12 protein-coding genes and 1 riboswitch are annotated in these 16944 nt (G+C 64.1%); of the genes, 4 read left to right on the top strand and 8 right to left on the bottom strand.

Features of this window, described 5'->3' with window-relative positions:
* Positions 1 to 1013: 1013 nt before the first annotated feature.
* Together HGI30_RS17730 and HGI30_RS17725 are read right to left on the bottom strand one after the other, a co-directional pair.
* Entirely contained in the window at positions 1014 to 1946 is a 933-nt protein-coding gene (locus HGI30_RS17730; RefSeq protein ID WP_168908772.1) for a hypothetical protein, read from the bottom strand.
* Positions 1947 to 2114: 168 nt separating this feature from the next.
* A complete protein-coding gene (locus HGI30_RS17725) occupies positions 2115 to 2423 on the bottom strand; it encodes a winged helix-turn-helix transcriptional regulator (protein ID WP_168908771.1) in 309 nt (102 codons plus the stop codon).
* Positions 2424 to 2587: 164 nt separating this feature from the next.
* On the opposite strand from HGI30_RS17725, the gene HGI30_RS17720 reads away from it, so the two are divergent.
* Entirely contained in the window at positions 2588 to 2983 is a 396-nt protein-coding gene (locus HGI30_RS17720; RefSeq protein ID WP_168908770.1) for a DoxX family protein, read from the top strand.
* A 229-nt stretch (positions 2984 to 3212) separates the two neighbouring features.
* A complete protein-coding gene (locus tag HGI30_RS17715) occupies positions 3213 to 4034 on the top strand; it encodes a DUF695 domain-containing protein (RefSeq protein ID WP_168908769.1) in 822 nt (273 codons plus the stop codon).
* 9 nt (positions 4035 to 4043) lie between these two features.
* On the opposite strand, the gene HGI30_RS17710 is transcribed toward HGI30_RS17715, so the two are convergent.
* From HGI30_RS17710 to HGI30_RS17700, 3 genes are all read right to left on the bottom strand, one after another.
* Positions 4044 to 4964: an EamA family transporter gene (locus tag HGI30_RS17710; RefSeq protein ID WP_235680172.1), complete on the bottom strand. Its 921-nt coding sequence runs from the start codon at positions 4962 to 4964 to the stop codon at positions 4044 to 4046.
* 196 nt (positions 4965 to 5160) lie between these two features.
* Entirely contained in the window at positions 5161 to 5970 is an 810-nt protein-coding gene (locus tag HGI30_RS17705; RefSeq protein ID WP_168908768.1) for a histidinol-phosphatase, read from the bottom strand.
* 11 nt (positions 5971 to 5981) lie between these two features.
* On the bottom strand, positions 5982 to 6884 hold the full coding sequence (locus HGI30_RS17700) for a LysR family transcriptional regulator (protein WP_168909947.1): 903 nt from the start codon (positions 6882 to 6884) through the stop codon (positions 5982 to 5984).
* Between the two features lie 227 nt (positions 6885 to 7111).
* On the opposite strand from HGI30_RS17700, the gene HGI30_RS17695 reads away from it, so the two are divergent.
* Positions 7112 to 8443, top strand: a complete 1332-nt coding sequence (locus HGI30_RS17695; protein WP_168908767.1) for an MFS transporter — start codon at positions 7112 to 7114, stop codon at positions 8441 to 8443.
* Between the two features lie 144 nt (positions 8444 to 8587).
* On the opposite strand, the gene corA is transcribed toward HGI30_RS17695, so the two are convergent.
* The 3 genes from corA to uraA all read right to left on the bottom strand — a co-directional run bounded on the left by corA (position 8588) and on the right by uraA (position 15564).
* On the bottom strand, positions 8588 to 9523 hold the full coding sequence (gene corA, locus HGI30_RS17690) for a magnesium/cobalt transporter CorA (RefSeq protein WP_168908766.1): 936 nt from the start codon (positions 9521 to 9523) through the stop codon (positions 8588 to 8590).
* Between the two features lie 1234 nt (positions 9524 to 10757).
* Positions 10758 to 13994, bottom strand: coding sequence for an S-layer homology domain-containing protein (locus tag HGI30_RS17685; RefSeq protein WP_168908765.1), 3237 nt, complete (start codon positions 13992 to 13994; stop codon positions 10758 to 10760).
* Positions 13995 to 14265: 271 nt separating this feature from the next.
* Positions 14266 to 15564: a uracil permease gene (gene uraA / locus HGI30_RS17680; RefSeq protein ID WP_168908764.1), complete on the bottom strand. Its 1299-nt coding sequence runs from the start codon at positions 15562 to 15564 to the stop codon at positions 14266 to 14268.
* Positions 15565 to 15795: 231 nt separating this feature from the next.
* Positions 15796 to 15905, top strand: a riboswitch (SAM riboswitch).
* Positions 15906 to 16024: 119 nt separating this feature from the next.
* Between uraA and metA the strand changes: the two genes are divergently transcribed.
* On the top strand, positions 16025 to 16942 hold the full coding sequence (metA, locus tag HGI30_RS17675) for a homoserine O-acetyltransferase MetA (protein WP_168908763.1): 918 nt from the start codon (positions 16025 to 16027) through the stop codon (positions 16940 to 16942).
* Positions 16943 to 16944: the final 2 nt, after the last annotated feature.

The following is a 16944-nucleotide window of genomic DNA, read 5'->3' as shown; positions in this document are numbered from 1 at the left end:
CACAAGGCTAAAGGAGTAAAAGGCTGCTTCAACCCGCAGCGAATAGAGTTGCACGGAAAAACCAAGCAACTCGGGTGCGGGGTCGGCGGAAAGGAGCGCGTTGCGCGGAAAAACCGAGCAACTCGGGTGCGGAGTCGGCGAGCGCGGAAAAACCGAGCAACTCGGGTGCGGAGTCGGCGAAAAGGAAGAGTTGCGCGTGAAAACCGAGCAAGTCGGGTGCGGAGGCGGCGAAAAGGAGCGCGTTGCGCGGAAAAACCGAGCAACTCGGGTGCGGAGGCGGCGAAAAGGAATTGTTGCGCGGAAAAACCGAGCAACTCGGGTGCAGAGTCGGCAGAAAGGAGCGCGTTGCGCGGAAAAACCGAGCAACTCGGGTGCGGGGTCGGCGGAAAGGAGCACGTTGCGCGTGAAAACCGAGTAACTCGGGTGCGGAGGCGGCGAAAAGGAAGAGTTACGCGGAAAAACCGAGCAAGTCGGGTGCGGAGGCGGCGAAAAGGAAGAGTTGAGCGGAAAAACCGAGCAACTCGGGCACGGAGGCGGCGAAAAGGAAGAGTTGAGCGGAAAAACCGAGCAACTCGGGTACGGAGGCGGCGAAAAGGAAGAGTTGCGCGGAAAAACCGAGCAGCTCGGGTGCGGAGGCGGCGAAAAGGAGCGCGTTGCGCGGAAAAACCGAGCAACTCGGGTGCCGACGGTCAGGTGGAGCAATGTCTCATCTTGCTCCATGCAGCGAACGCCATGCATGAGACGAGTTGGCTTGGAACCTGGAGCGAAGCGGGCGGGGGCTCGTGGAGAAGCGGCAGCGGTTCCCTAGGAGGCGGGATTCCACCCTGCTGGGAAATTGGGATGAAAGGAATCCGGGCTCTAGGCAGATCGGAACGAGTCCCCGCTCCGCGAAGCGGAGTCAGGTTTCAAAGCATTAGCACGAGGGTCTGCGAAGCGGCAGCAGCTCCCGCATCGCTCCCGGAACAAAAAAGACGGCCGAGAGGCCGTCTTTTTCCAGCGATGGACAGGAGCGATCAAGGAGCCGACGTATCGGATGCCGCAGCCTGGATGAGCTGCAGCGAGTTGTCGAGCTTCTGCGTGTCGCCGCGGACGGCGGCGATGAACGTGTTGCCGGCAAGGCCCATACTCTTGATGAGCGGGCTGTCCGAGACGTCGACGCCGAACCACTGCTCCGTCGTCGGGGCATCCGTCGTCGCCGTATGCACGGCGCGGCTGTCGTCCGCAGCCAGGCCCAGCAACGAAGCGTGCGGGCCGAGATCGACGAGGGCATTGTCCCGCGCCAGCTTCTCGAAGTTCGGCTTGTCCAGGATGTAGACGTCGTCCTTGTTGGAGATGAGGTCGATGAGGCTTTTCTGGACCATCGCCATATCCTGGCTCGACTGCGGCTCCTCCGGGACGAAGGTCAGGTGGACGATCGCGCGCTTCCACTCGGGAAACCGCTTGACGATCTGCTCTTCCGCCGGCTTCAGGTCGACGCCGCCGCCGATCGGACTGCTGCCGTCGGCGCCGATGAACTGGCCGAAGAACGACACGGCGATCGCGGCCGGGGGCAGCTTGGCGAGCTCGGCCTCCTCGCGCTTCTTGTCCTGATAGGCGTTGATGCCGTAGACGACGGCGGCGATGAGCACGATCGCTCCCAGCAGATGAAATTTATAATAGCTGAAGAAATGGTCGAGCTTCTGCATCGCGGGAGCCATGCCCTTGTACTTGCCGTAGGCCTGCTCGTTGTACGCTTCGGTCGATGCCTCGCGATCCTGGTTCTGGATGGTGCGATAGGCGGCGTTGATCCGCTCCAGGTCGACCTGTCCCTCCTGCAGCTGCGCCCCGGACCGGCTGCTGCGAGCGCGGCGAAGCAGCAGGTCGTACCGCTTCTCCACGTCCTCCTTGGTCGCAGCGGGATCGAGCCCCAGATCCGCATAGGCCTGCTTGATCGTTTCGTTGTCCATGCCTCACCCTCACTGTCCGCTTATAGATGTCCTCTTTAGTATAAGCCCCTCGAAGAAGCGTTTCCACTATCCTCGAGCAAGTCCCAGCCGGCAAGGTCCTAAATCCTCCGAATCGCACATAGGCTTTTAGCAAAACGAAAAAGCCGCCCGAAGGCGGCAAGGCGGGGGTCAAAGCCAGTTCTCTCCCCAGTCCTGGATCGATTCGATGACCGGCTTGAGGTTCCGTCCTTTTTCGGTCAGCTCATATTCAATCCGGACCGGCATCTCCGGATATACGTTGCGATTGACGATCTGGCTCGTCTCGAGCTCCTTCATCCGGTCGGTCAGCATCTTGTCGCTCATCTCCGGAATCTGCTCCTTGATTTCCTTGAACCGCTTCGGCCCTCCGAGCAGCACGCGGATAATCAGGCCCGTCCACTTCTTGCCGAGGAGCTCGATCGCCGCCTCATACTTGGGGCACATCGTGGAGTAGTCCATTCGCATCACTCCTTCTGTTGCCGCTATTGTACCACATTGACTAAGGAAATGTAAGTGACTGCGGCCCACTAAATAACTTAAATATATTTACTTGACTTTAGTTAGTTATGGATATAAGATTAGTCCATCGAAACAAACAAGAGACGATAAAGGAGAGGGTTGCAATGTTGGATACGGGATTGCTCATCTTGAGGGTCGTCGTCGGCCTGCTGTTCATCGGGCACGGCGCGCAGAAGCTGTTCGGCTGGTTCGGAGGCTACGGCATCAAGGGAACGGCCGGCTGGCTGGAGTCGATCGGGGCGAAGCCGGGGGTGCTGATGGCCGTGCTGGCCGGAGGAGCGGAGCTGCTCGGCGGACTGCTGCTCGCGCTCGGCCTGTGGATGTGGGTGGCCGCCGCCCTCATCGTCGTGACGATGCTCGTCGCGATCGCGAAGGTGCACGGAGCGAACGGCATCTGGTCGACATCGAACGGCTACGAGTACAATCTCGTGCTGATCGCGGCCGCGCTTGCGCTTGCTTTTTCCGGAGCGGGAGCTTATTCCATCGACGCGCTTCTGTAAGATTAAGGCCAAGAATCGTCCCTTCCCGAGACTGCGGCAGGGGGCGGTTCTTTTTTCTTTGCGGACGGATTGAGATCGGGCGTGGCCAGGTTGTGGAAAAGAGGCGCGAAGCGCAACTTTTCAGGTAGAGTTTCGTCTCTTGAGTAAGATGCTTGGCAAAAAAGGATGAGATGGCGGCGAGGTTTCGCTATAATGAGTGGAACGGACCCACCAGAGAGGAGGAGACTCCATGCCGGACGATTGGGGATTTTTTGAACGCATGACGGAGTCCAAGGAGCAGATGAGGATTCTCGTCAATTGCGCCTGGAAAAAAGAAACGCCTCCCTCCGAGCTGACCCGGCTGCTCTCCATCACGATCAACCTGTATTCGGTGCGCAGCCGTCAGAAGAAAAAGGCCGCCATGATTGCCGAATTGGAGAAGCTGGAGCAGCGCCTGGAGGAAGCGGTGCTGGCCGGGGGGGAAGCCTTTTATGCCGGAAGGATCAATACGCCCAAGAGGCTGGAATATTATTACTATATCGCGTCCGACGCCGTGCTGGAGCCGCTGGAGAACATGATCCGCGAGCACCAGGGCTATCGGCTGCAATACTATGCCAAGCCGGATCCGCAGTGGGAATTTTACCGCTTCATGATGCCGGACACGCTGGAGGAGCTGTTCATCCATAATGCGCAGATGGTGTATGCGCTGCTGAACCGCGGGGACGACATCCGCCAGCCGCGCAACGTCTACCACTGGCTGCTGTTCCGCGATTCGGACGATCGCATGATGATGCGGATGAAGCTGGAAGGGATGGGCTATCGGATCGAGGAAGGAAAGAGCGGGGAGCCGGAGCCGGATTATCCGTATCCGCTCGTCATCAGCCGCTATGAGGACGTGCGGCTGGAGACGGTCAACGGCCGCGTCGACGAGCTGTACCGCGTTCTCGGCGGGGGCGGCGGCAAGTACGACGGCTGGGGCTCGGTCATGAAGCAGCCGCCTCTGTACCGGCTGCGCCAATGGGCCAAGAAGCGGCTCGGCATCCAGCGGCTGTCCGGACGGACCAAGAGCTGAGCCGGACGGCTACAGCCGGATGACGACGAGCCCTGCCATGAGGCAGGCGAAAGCAAGCCATTGCAGCCTTGTCAGGCGCTCCCGGTACACGAGGATGGACCCGGCCGCGACGACAAGGCTGTTTGTCGCGAAGATCGGGGCGGCGAGGCCCGCAGGGCCGGTCTCGAGCGCCAGCGCGTAGAGCTGGAGCCCCCCGTAGGAGAACAGTCCGGCGAGCAGGCCATGGCGCAGGCCGATGCGGAAGCGCGCCGCCGCCTCGCTCCGCACCGCTGGGGTCGGCGAGTCCGGAGATGGTCGCGGGGCAGCCGAGCGGGCCTGCTCGCGCCATGCGGCGGCAGCGAACCAGAGCAGCGCCAGCGCATAGCCGCTGAACAGGACGGCCGACGAGGGCAGTCCGGCTTCGCCGGTCACCTTGAGGCCGCCGTTGCGGAACGTGAACAGCAGGACGGCGGCGCCGGTGTAGATGTACCAGAGGCGGCTGGAGAGGCGCAGCTTCTCCGCCGGGCGGATCGCGACGAGCACCGCCGCCCCGAGCAGCAGCGCGATGCCGGCCGCTTCTGCGGGGCCGAGCCGTTCGCCGTACCACGCGACCGACATCGCCACGACGAGGACAATGTTGAGGTTCGTGATCGGCGAGGTGATGCTGGCGGGACCGTGCTCCAGCGCTTTCATGAAGACCGCGTTGCCCCAAGCCGACCCGGCGCCGACGATGCCGCCATAGAGCCAGAGCCGCCAGTCGCCGAGCGCCGACCAGCCGCCGTCCGTCAAGCTTTGCGCCGCGAACCCGGCCGTGCCGGACGCATAAAGGCCGAGCAGCAGCGCCGTCCGGCCGCCCTGCTTCATCTGGGACACCTTCATCCACCAGCCGGCGAGGCCGAAGACGAGGGCGCTGCCGATCGCGACCAGGAGCCAGGGCATGTCAGCGGGCATAAGACGGAATCTCCTTCAAGCAGATTGTCCGAAGAACGGGGGAGACATGCGTTTTGTTACACAATTGAAATAATCCTGTCACGGTATTATTACAAGGAGCGGTTATGATAGTTGCATGACCCCCTTTTAATAAATATTTCTTGGGACCTTCCTTCCGGAAGGTCCACTTTTTTTGTCTTTTTTCCGAGCTGCGGCCTCAGAGAGGCACGGCCACCGGACGTTTCTGGCGGTAGAACACCCACTCCTTGAAGCCGATCTCCTTGAGCTTGGCGCGAACCTCCTCGAACTCGTCGCCGACCCGCGAAGGCACATGGGAATCGGAGCCGAAGCTCGCCTGCACGCCGTAGAACAGCGCGCGCTCGAGGATCGCTTCGGACGGATACCAGCCGCCGACGGTCTTGGTCTTGCCGGACGTATTGATCTCGATGGCCGCTCCGCTGCCGGAGATCGCCTGCAGCGTCAGGTCGATGCTCTCGGATGCCGGGATGTCCGAGAAGGCCGGATAGTAGCCCTTCATGGCGTCGATGTGGCCGAGCACCTGGAACATGCCGCAGACGGCGGATTGGCGGATCAGCTCATAGTAGTCCCGCTTCTGTTCGATCTGCACGAGGTCGGACAGTCCCTTCCAGCGGTTGCGGTTGAAGATGCTCTTGCCCCCCGAGAGATGGACGGAGCCGATGAGATAGTCGAACGGATACGGCTCGTACGCGCGGCGGTACGTCTCGGCATGCTCGGGAAAGAAGTCGGATTCCATCCCCAGCAGCACCTCGATCTTCCCCTCGTACTTGGCCTTGAGCGCCAGCACCTCCTCGACATAGCCCGGCAGCGAGCTGCGGGCCATCGCGATGCCCGGCTGCGGATGATCCTCCTCGCTGCCGAAATACGGCGAGTGGTCGGAGATGCCGATGACGGACAGCCCGGCGTCGATGCCGGCGCGGATGTAGTCCTCGATGCTGCCCTCGGCGTGGCCGCATCGCGAGTGGTGGGTATGCAGGTCGAATTTCATGGAAAGGCCTCCTATTCGCTGCTGATGAACTGCGCCTCGGGCATGCCCTTGAGGTCGCTGAGGAATTGCTGCATCGCCGAATTGAGATAGCGCCCCGACTTGTAGACGACGCCGACCGGATGACTCACCTCGAGCTCGCTCACCTTGATCATGCGCAGCGTGCCCAGACGCAGCTCGCTCGCGATGGACTGCTTGGAGACGACGGCGGCGCCGAGATTGATCTCCGCCATCCGCTTGACCTCCTCGCTGCTCGACAGCTCCATGACGATGTTGGGCGCGATGCCGTGCTCGGCGAAGACGCGGTCGACGAAGCGGCGGCCGAGCGTGTCCGGCGAAAGCATGATGAGCGGCACATCGCGCAGCTTGTCCAGCGACGCGTGCTTGAGCGAGGCGAGCGGGTGGCGCGGAGAGACGACGAGCTCGAACGTGTCATAGTACAGCGTTGCCGTCCGCACATGGGGATTATGCTCCATCAGATAGGTCAGGCCGAGATCGACGCTGCCGTTCTCCACGCTGGAGAGCACCTGCGCCGACGGCATCGTATGGATCGTCGTCTTGATGAGCGGGAACTGGTTCTGGAAATACGACAGCACGCGCGGCAGGATCTGGATGGCGATGGAGCTCGTCGTGCCGAGCACGATATGGCCTTGCGGCGTATGGTTCAAGTCGGACAGCTTCTGCTTGAGCTCCTCGACGATGTCGAGGATGCGCGTGGCGTGGTCGAGGAACACCTGGCCGCGATCGGTGAGCGTGACCGGCTGGTTGCGGTCGACGAGCACCGTCTTGAACTCCTCCTCCAGGCTTTTGATCTGGGCGGAGACGGCGGGCTGGGTCAGGTTGAGCAGCTCGCCGGCCTTGCGGAAGCTCATCGTTTTGGAAATGGTAAGCAGCGTCTCCAGCTGGCTGATATTCAGGGGCAGCTCTCCTTTCTCGCCTCGAACCGAGGCTTCGGTTCCGTTCGATAAGACTTTTTTATCACTCTTCTTCCTAGTATATCCAAGCCGGAGGCGCAGAGCAAAGCGGGCAGCCTTTACGAAAAAGCAAGGAAGGAGCGGCCGGAGCGGGTGCAGGAATCGGACAGAGAGCGGCGAAGCTCTATCCGAGGGGCGGTCTGCGCCCGCAAGAAACGGGGGAACTTGGGATGGATCGAAAAGCGGTCCGAGGCTGGATCTGGTACGACTGGGCGAACTCCGCGTTCGCGACGACGATGCTGGCAGCCGTCATGCCGGTTTACTACGAAGGAGTGGCCGCAAGCGGACTTGCCGACGGCGCGGCCCAGTCGTATTGGGCGAACACGCAGAGCATCGCGATGCTGCTCGTCGCCGTGCTGGCGCCGCTGGCCGGCGCCGCAGCCGACCTCTCGCGCTCGAAGCTGCGCTTCCTGATCGCCTTCACGGTGCTCGGAGCGGCATCGAGCTCGCTGATGGCGCTGGCCGGGGAAGGCGACTGGCTGCTCGCCTCCTGCCTGCTCGTGCTCGGCATCGTCGGCTTCTCCACCGGCAACACGTTCTACGACGCGCTGCTGCGCGACGGCGTGCCGGAGGAGCAGCGCCATGCGGTGAGCGCCAAGGGCTACGCCTACGGCTACGCGGGAGGCGGGGCGCTGCTGGCGATCAACCTCGTCATGATCCTGCAGTGGGAGGCGCTCGGCTTTCCGAGCAAGACGGCCGCGACGCAGGTCGTGTTCGCCACGGTCGGCGTCTGGTGGCTGCTGTTCTCGCTGCCGCTGTTCACGCGCTGGAAGGAGCGGCCGGCGTCTGCGGAGCCGATGAGGAGCGGCCCGACCGTGCTGCAGGCGGCGGGAGCGTCGTTCGGCCGCATCGCCCAGTCGCTGCGCAGCCTGCGGCGCTATCCGGAGCTGCTCAAGTACATGGCGGCGTTCTGGTTGTTCAACGACGGCATCAGCACGGTCATCGTCATGGCGACGATCTACGGCGCGGGCATCGGCATCGATTCGGACGATCTCATCCTCGCGCTGCTCGTGACGCAGTTCGTCGGCCTGCCCGCGACGCTCGGCTTCGGCCGGCTGGTCGGCCGCTTCGGGGCCAAGCGCATGCTGAGCGCCTCGCTGCTGATCTATCTCGGCATCGTCATCCTCGGCTACTTCATGACGACGTCGCTGCATTTCTTCGTCCTGGCGACGCTCGTCGGGCTCGTACAGGGCGGCAGCCAGGCGGCGGCCCGCTCGCTGTACGCGCGGCTCGTGCCGCCGGACCGCTCCGGCGAGTGGTTCGGCTTCCTGGCGCTCAGCAGCAAGTTCACCTCGGTGCTCGGCCCGCTCGTCTTTTCGCTCAGCGCGACGCTGACCGGCTCGAGCCGCGCCGCGATCCTGTCGGTCGCCGCCTTTTTCGTGCTCGGCTGGCTGCTGCTCCAGCGCGTCGACTTCCACCGGGGAGCGGAGCAGGCGGCCGCCCGCAGCGGCGATGCGGACGGCCCGGGGAGCGGCTTGCCGCCAGCGGGATTGACTTCCTGACGGAGCCCTCGGCCGCCGCGCGGCGGCCGAGCCTTCGGCCTGGCGGAGAATAGAGAAAAGCCCCTTTGCTCGTCGGCCGCGGCCGACAGGCAAGGGGGCTTTCGATTTATTCAAGCTCGAACTCCGTTCGGGCCGACGCGGCGGTTACAGCCAATCCTTTTTGCGGAAGAGGAGAAACATGCCCCCGCCGAGGAGCAGCATGAAGCCGAGCAGGATGTAGAAGCCGTAGTAGAACGTCTCGCCGGGCAAGTGCGCGAAGTTCATCCCGTAGATGCCGGTGATGAACGTCAGCGGCATGAAGATCGTCGTCAGCGCCGTAAAGACGCGCATGATCTCGTTCGCCCGGTTGGAGAGGCTGGATTGGTACGCCTCGCGCAAGTTGCCCATCAGATCGCGGTAGGTGTCGAACGTCTCGGTGATCTTGACGGCGTTCTCGTAAATATCGCTGAAGTACTTCTGCAGCTGGTCGTCGATCAGGCGCAGGTCCTTCTTGTTGAGCGTGGCGATGACGTCGCGCTGCGGCCCGAGCACCTTCTTGAGCCACAGGATTTCGCTGCGCAGGCCGATGATCTCGTTCAGATGGGACTTCTTGGTGTGCATCAGGATGTCTTCCTCGAGCCGCTCGATGCGCGCCTCGATGCGGTCGCCGACGAGGAAGTAGTTGTCCACGACGATGTCGACCAGGTGGTACAGGAACCGGTCCGGCCGGCTGACCTCCTGCTCCCACAGGATCGGCTTGAGCGATCGCAGCTCGTTGATCTTCTGCTTGGTGACGGTAATGATGTAGTGGCGTCCGAGGAAGATGTTCAGCGCGCGGAGGAAAATCTCCTCGTCGTCGAAGCGGATGCTGTTGATGACGATGAAATAATGCCCTTCGTAAAGCTCGATCTTGGGGCGCTGCTCCTCCTCGGTCAGGCAGTCTTCGACCGCCAGGTCATGCAGGCCGAACAGAGGCTGCAGATAGGCGAGATCCTCGACATCGGCATCGATCCAGTAAAAGCCCTCCAGCGGAGGGGTGAGCGTGTGCTCCAGCTCGTCCACAGGCGTGAATACGCCGTTGTTGACCATGCGAATCTTCATGGGTCTCGGTCTCCTCTCGTGCGCGAGGACGACAGGAGAAGCCGGGGGAGACCGCGGCGCGGCACGCCGAAGCGGCCTTCCTCAGCCGCTGGATGCGGAGGGATGGCGCTTCGGGCAGGCGAGGGAGGTCATCCGCCAGGAGAGGCGGGGCCGGCTTGTCGTCTATCGCGATGCTTGCTTGCGGGTCTTGCTGTCGGGACGGGCTTCGGCCTATCGCCTTCCATGGCGTTTCACTCCTTTGCCTTTTCGGTTGAAAGTCTTGTCTAGTATACTCTTCCGGCCGACCACACTCAAGAAGGAAAAACCGGCTGCGCGGCGCTTGCGAGGCCCTGCAGCCTCGGCTTGCGGAAGCCAGCGGCTGAGGCTGGCGCTGAGGCCGGCGAGGCGCTTGCGGGACGAGCGTCGAGGCTCCGCCGCGGAGTGTGGAGAGGCGCAAGCGGGCTCAGCGTCGGGGTTCGGCAGCGGAGGCCGGAGAGGCGCTAGCGGGACGAGCGTTGGAAATGCCCTTCCAAGCGGGCCAGGTGCCGGCTCCCTGGCTCAAGCCGCTCGCCAGACACACGGGCCCGCCTGTCTGCAGGGCCATCGCAGGCGTGTTGTCCGGCCTTTCCGCAAGACCCGTCGGCCCATGGCCCATCTTATTCGACGGCTGGGAAAAGGTGCGCCGAGCTAGGAGGCTTTACGACATGGGATCGGCCCTATGAAGCGGCGAAGTGAACCGGAGGGGCGGACTGCGAGGATGAGCCGGCAGCATGCGAGGCGCGGCCTGACCCGGCCATGTCCTACCCGAGCAAGATAGCCCGTCGGATGTCCGGAACCTTTCATTCGCCGATTCATGTGGCTGCCTTACGACGAATCGGCTTGTTAGAACGATAAAAGCAGAGGTTTCGATTGGTTAACGACGCGTGATGAGCTTAGCGGCTGAAAAAGGCCGGAATCAGCCCGGATAGAAGGCGAAACTAGTCGTTAAGCGCGTGAGGAGTCGTTAGCCTGCCGGAAAGGCAAAAAAGGGCCGGCTAAGCGTCTCAGGCGTTGTTAGCGTTGATTCTCGGAACGTCCATGATGCCTCGGACAAGACGATTCGCAACAGATATGCCGCACCGGCCTTGGACAGGCTGCAGCGTGAAAAGCCGCAGCCCGGGCATCCTTTGCCTGGGCTGCGGCCATCGTTGAATGGACAAGGGAGCGGCGTGCTGCGGGCCGCTGCCGGAGCGGGGCGGCAAGTTCCGGCTGCGGCTCAGCCTTGCGGTGCAGCTTGCAGCAAGCGCCAGAGCGCGGCCGCCGCTTCGGCGCGCGTCGCGGACTTGGTGGGCAGCAGCCTGCCCTCGGCGTCTCCGCCGAGGATGCCGGCCGCGGCCAGCGCCTGCACCGAAGCGCGGGCGTAGCCGGAAATGTCGCCGGCATCGCGGAACGCGGCGGCGGCGGGTTCCAGCGGCGCGTTCCGCGATGCCGCCAGCCGCTGCCGCGCGCGCTCGAGCAGCACGGCCATGTCCTGCCGGCGCAGCGGCGCGTCCGGCTCGAAGCGGCCGCTCGCGGTGCCGCGCACGAGGCCGGCGGCCGACGCGGCGCTCGCTGCGGCCGCATGCCAGGAGCCGGCCGGCACGTCGGCGAACGGCGCGGCCCCCGCCTCGGCCGCAGGCAGGCGCAGCGCGCGGACGAGCAGGGCGGTGAACTCAGCTCTCGTAATCGGCCGCGCAGGCTCGAAGCGGCCGTTCGCTGTGCCTTGCACGAGGCCGAGGCTCGCGAGTCCGGCGACGGCTTCCGCAGCCCAATGCGCGTCGGTCACGTCGGCGAACGAAGGCGGAGCGGCGGACGGCGATGGGGATGCGGCCGGAGAAGCGCTTGGCGCCGCGGACGGCGCGGCGCTCGCCGTCGGAGCCGGCGTCGGGGAAGGGGGCGCCGGAGGGGCGGCTGTCGGAGACGGATCAACGCTAGGCTGCGGGTCCGGGCTCACGCTCGGACTCGGCTCCGCGCTCGGCTGCGGGTCGGGACTAACGCTCGGACTCGGCTCCGTGCTCGGCTGCGGGTCCGGGCTCACGCTCGGACTCGGCTCCGCGCTCGGCTGCGGGTCCGGGCTCACGCTCGGACTCGGCTCCGCGCTCGGCTGCGGGTCGGGACTCGTGCCCGGCTGCGGCTCGATCTCGCCGGACGGCTCGCCGACGACGATGCCGAGGCCGTTCGTCGCGACGTAGACGCGGCCGTACACGCGCGGATCGCCGGTGATCGCGCGGTTGGCGGCGCCGAACTGATGGGCGTCATCGTTGATGCGGATCCAGTCCGCGCCGCCGTCGTCGGAGCGGTAGATGCCCCACTGCCCGTCCAGCTTGGCGTAGCTGTACAAGGCCGGCTCATCCTGTCCCGGAGCGGCTTTGCCGAAGCCGATCGTGACCGCCTCCTCGATGCCGTCCAGGCGCTCGAACGTCGCGCCGGAGTCGGTCGAGCGGTATAGCCCGAACGCGTCCTCCGGGTTCTTGTTGTCCCGTCCGCCGGCGATCCATACCTCGCCCTCCCGGCCGGGCACGGCTTTGAGCTTGCTCGTGATCTTGCGCGGCAGTCCCTCGGCGCCGCTCGGCGCGAAGGTCGCTCCGCCGTCCTCGCTCGCATACAGCACGCCTTCCGCGAAGCCGTAGAAGCGCTCGGGATCGACCCGGTCCGAGGCGACGACCGCGCCGGCCGGGATGCCTGCCGATGCGGTCCAGCTCGCGCCGTCGTCGACCGAATGATGGATCGGTTGGCCTTCCGCTCCCCAGACGATCGAGCCGCCATCGGCGCCCATGGCGACGAAGCCGCCGTTCACGGATGCGCCGCCGCCCCAAGGATTGGTGCCGGGCTGCCAGGTGACGCCGTTGTCATGCGAGACGCCGATGCCGACATCGCTGCCGGAGACGTTGCCGACGCGCACGACACGGTTCGGATCCAGCTCGGCATAGTCGATGTCGGTGCTGGAGCCGATATACGGATTCGTCATCATCTCGGGCGCGCGGCTCAGGTCGGCATGCCGGAAGCCGCCGATGTCGCCCATCGCGCTGAGCAGCGGCGCGCCGGACGGCGGGCTGACCAGGCCGAGCACGGCGGTCTCCTCGATGCCCTCGGCTTTGACGGAGATGCGCACCTTCCCGTACACGTCGCCGCCGACCGTGACCGGACGGTCCATCGCGGTCGCGTTGTCCGATCCGTACATCGTCGCTCCGGTCCCGTAGAGGAAGGAGTCGGAATCGAACGGGTCGATCTTGAGGTCGCCGATCATCCAGCCGAGCTTCGGCGACGTCTCCGGCAGCGGATCGGTTTTGCGGCCCCAGTCGAGCCACGGGGACAGGGCATAATCCAGCTCGTACTTGTTGTCGCGCTCCGGATAAGTGCCGAATGTCCAGAACGGCGTCCAGCTGCGTCCGCCGTCGAGGCTGCGGTAGATCTGCTCGTCCGGCCACCATTTGTTCAGCGTAGCGGCCATCACGATGTCGGGGTTCTGCGCGTCGACCGCAAGCCCGCCGTACGGGCTGGAGGTGGAGCCGGCCCCTTCCGGGCTGATGTCGGTCCAGGCGCCGCTCGCCGTATCGAGCACCCAGAGCGAGCCTTCTCCGCCGTTGTAAGGCCCGATGTCCTTGGCGTAGCTGACGTAGAGGCGGCCATCGCGGGCAAGGACTCCTCGGTTCGGCAGGAAGCCCTGCTCCGGCTGGCCCGGAACCGGCTGCCATGTCTCGCCGGCGTCCGTCGAGCGGTAGATCGGGCTCGTCCGCTCAGCCGTTCCGGCATAGAGCGTCGGCGTCGGGCGGCCCGGCTGCCCGGTGGTCTTGTCGAAGACGACCCAGGCGATGCCGAGCGGATCCTTCATATAGTCGTCCGCGACTTGGCCGACCGCGGAGAACGACGCGACGCGCGCCCAGGTCGCGCCGGCGTCGGAGCTTTTCCAGAGGCCGTTGCCGCTGCGCGCTCCGAAAAACAGCACCCGCCCGTCGTTCGGATCGACGGCGAGCCGCTCGCCCATGTTGCGCCCCGGCATGTTGCCGCCGAGCTTGAACGGAAGCTCCGTCCGCTGCCAGCTGTCGCCGCGGTCGCCGGACCGGTACATGAAGCCGTTCATGTCCGTCCAGTCGTTCGTGTACGTGCCGAGAGCGGCATAGACCCGGTCGGGATCCGACGGATCGGCCGCGATGCTCTCGACGCCGAGCAGGTTCCATTCCTCCATGCCGACGCCCTCGAGCAGCTGCTTCCACTTGCCTCCGGTCGAGGCGTCGCGGCGGTAGGCGCCGCCCATGTCGGTGCGCGCGTAGGCGAGCCCGGATTCCGCCTCGCTGTAGATGATGCCGGGAATGTAGCCGCCTCCGACGACGGCGGCGCGGCTCCAGGCGTACGGCTGCTGGCGCCCGGGCGATTGCGCGCTGTCCGCCGGCGCGGCCGCTGCGGCCGCAGGCGGGATGGCCAGCGGCGCGAGCAGGCAGGCCGCGAGGGCGGCGGCGCTCCATTTCTTGAACATCTCATCAGCTCCTTCTTCTCGTTGGCTTCGGCAAGAGAGGTTAAGCGCTTTCAATTTACCTGCTTGCTGGAAGCGATTTCAACGATCCCTCCCAGTATAAAGGGGCGGTTTCGGACAACCTACCGGATAAATTGGAGGAATTATCCGCTTAGATTCGGACATCCATGCCGATCGGGCCGAAAACGGAGAGGAAGCAAAACCGGGACGAAGCGGAGTCCGTCTCCGATTCGTCCCGGCTTCATTTGATGCAAGGGCTTGAATGCAAGCCGGCTCAGTGAGCCGACTCTTCCTTGTCGTTGGACAGGCCGGTCACCTCGAACAGCTTGAACAGCAGGCTGAACACGATGGCGGCGACGGTGGCGAGGCCCATGCCCGACAGGGAGAAGTCGCCGATGACGATCTTCGCGCCGCTGAGGCCCGCGACGAGCACGATCGTGGTCAGGTACAGGTTCGTCGGACGGCCGTAGTCGATCTTGGACTCGACGAGCATGCGCAGTCCCGAGGCGGCGATGACGCCGAACAGCAGCAGCGATACGCCGCCCATGACCGGCTCGGGGATGAAGGCGATGAGCGCCGACACTTTGCCCAGGAAGCTGAGCGCGATCGCGATGACGGCCGCGCCGCCGATGACGAACGTCGAGTAGACGCGCGTGATCGCCAGCACGCCGATGTTCTCGCCGTACGTCGTGTTCGGCGTCGCGCCGACGAAGCCGGACAGGATCGTGCTGATGCCGTTGCCGAGCATCGAGCGGTGCAGGCCCGGATCCTTGGACAGGTCCTTGCCGACGATGTTGCCGGTGACGACCAGATGGCCGACATGCTCGGCGATGACGACGAATGCCGCCGGCACGATGACGAGCATCGCGCTCAAGTGGAATTCCGGCGTGGTGAACACCGGCAGCTTCAGCCAGGCGGCTTCTCCCACGGCTTTGCCCGCTTCTCCCGTCAGTCCCATGCCCCAGGCGAGCAGATAGCCGCCGACGATGCCGATCAGGATCGGGATGATCTTCAGGAAGCCGCGGAACAGCACCGAGCCGAGCACGGTGAGCAGCAGCGTGGCGATCGACAGCAGGATCGCATCCGTATTCGGCGTCCAGTCGCTGCCCGGGCTGCGGTTGATCCAGCCGGCCATGCCCGCGGCGACCGGGATCAGCTCGAGGCCGATGACGGTGACGATCGCGCCCATCGCGGCCGGCGGGAAGAGGACGTGGATCCAGCCGGTGCCGGCGAGCTGCACGATGATGGCGACGATCGTGAATACGACGCCGGCGGCGATGAAGCCTCCGAGCGCGGCCGCGTAGCCGCCTCCCGACGCCTGGGTGCCGATGACGGTCAGAGCCGGCACGATGAAGGCGAAGCTCGAGCCGAGATAGGCCGGAATCTTGCCTTTGGTGATAAGGATGTAGAACAGCGTGCCGATGCCGTTCATGAGCAGGCAGATGGCAGGATCGACGCCGAGCAGGTTCGGCACGAGCACGGTCGAGCCGAACATCGCGAACAGATGCTGCAGGCTCAGCAGCATGCCCGGGCCGATTGACGGCCGCTCCAGCACTCCGATTTCTTTTTTCATTCGTTGAGACGCCCCTTCGGCTAGCGGATATGGTGGTCCAATCGTCGCGCCGCGGCCGGGCTTGTCCCGGCTGCAAGCACAAACGGTTCCATTCTACAGGGATCGACGCGTTTTGACAATGATTATTCCCCGATATGCCCTGTTCTCTGCAAACGCTTCTTGACGAAAGAGCGGCGCAACCCTTATTGTAGGAGGGGAGCAGCAACCTGCCCATGAACTGAATACGTAACTTTCTTATCAAGAGTAGGCGGAGGGACCAGCCCGATGAAGCCCGGCAACCGGCGTTGACACGCACGGTGCTAATTCTTGCGGACATGTAGCGCATGTCTGAGAGATGAGAGAGGTGCATGTGTTTTCATACACGACCCCTCTCTGTCAGGATAGGGGTCTTTTTTTGCGCCCTTAGCCCGGAAGGTATTCGGTACGGCCTATATTTCCGAGCCACGAAGGAGTGACGAGCATGCCGATCAAAGTGCCTGACCATCTGCCGGCCAAGGAAGTGCTGGCGGAGGAAAATATTTTCGTCATGGACGAGAGCATCGCCTACCAGCAGGACATCCGTCCGCTGCGGATCGCGATCCTGAACCTGATGCCGACCAAGGAGACGACCGAGACGCAGCTGCTGCGCCTGATCGGCAACACGCCGCTGCAGGTCGAGGTCGTGCTGCTGCATCCGCAGTCCCACACGTCCAAGAATACGAGCTCCCAGCATCTGCAGTCGTTCTACAAGACGTTCGGCGAGGTGGCCCACCTGTACTTCGACGGCCTCATCATCACCGGCGCCCCGGTCGAGCATCTGCCGTTCGAGCAGGTCACCTACTGGGAGGAGCTCAAGGACATCATGGACTGGAGCCGCAGCCACGTCACCTCGACCTTCCATATCTGCTGGGCGGCGCAGGCGGGGCTGTACCATCATTACGGAGTGGAAAAATACGACCTGGACCAGAAGATTTTCGGCGTCTACCCGCACACGATCCGCAAACGCAACGTCAGCCTGCTGCGCGGCTTCGACGAGCTGTTCTTCGTGCCGCAGTCGCGGCATACGGACGTGCGCCGCGAGGACATCGAGCGCATCTCCGACCTGCAGATCCTGTCCGAATCGCCGGATGCCGGCGTCTATCTCGTCGCCTCCAAGGACGGACGGCAGATTTTCGTCACGGGCCATTCGGAGTACGATCCGGAGACGCTCAAGTACGAGTACGACCGCGACATCGCCAAAGGGATGGACATCGCGCTGCCGGCCAACTATTATCCGGGCAACGATCCGGCCCGGCAGCCGCTGTCGACCTGGAGAGCCCATGCCAACCTGCTCTACAGCAACTGGCTCAACTATTACGTGTACCAGCAGACGCCGTTCGAGCTTGGCGCGCATATCTGATT

This window comes from Paenibacillus albicereus (assembly GCF_012676905.1).
Taxonomy (GTDB): domain Bacteria; phylum Bacillota; class Bacilli; order Paenibacillales; family Paenibacillaceae; genus Paenibacillus_O; species Paenibacillus_O albicereus.
Note: the sequence above shows the minus strand (reverse complement) of the source record. Positions and strands in the feature narration are given on the sequence as shown.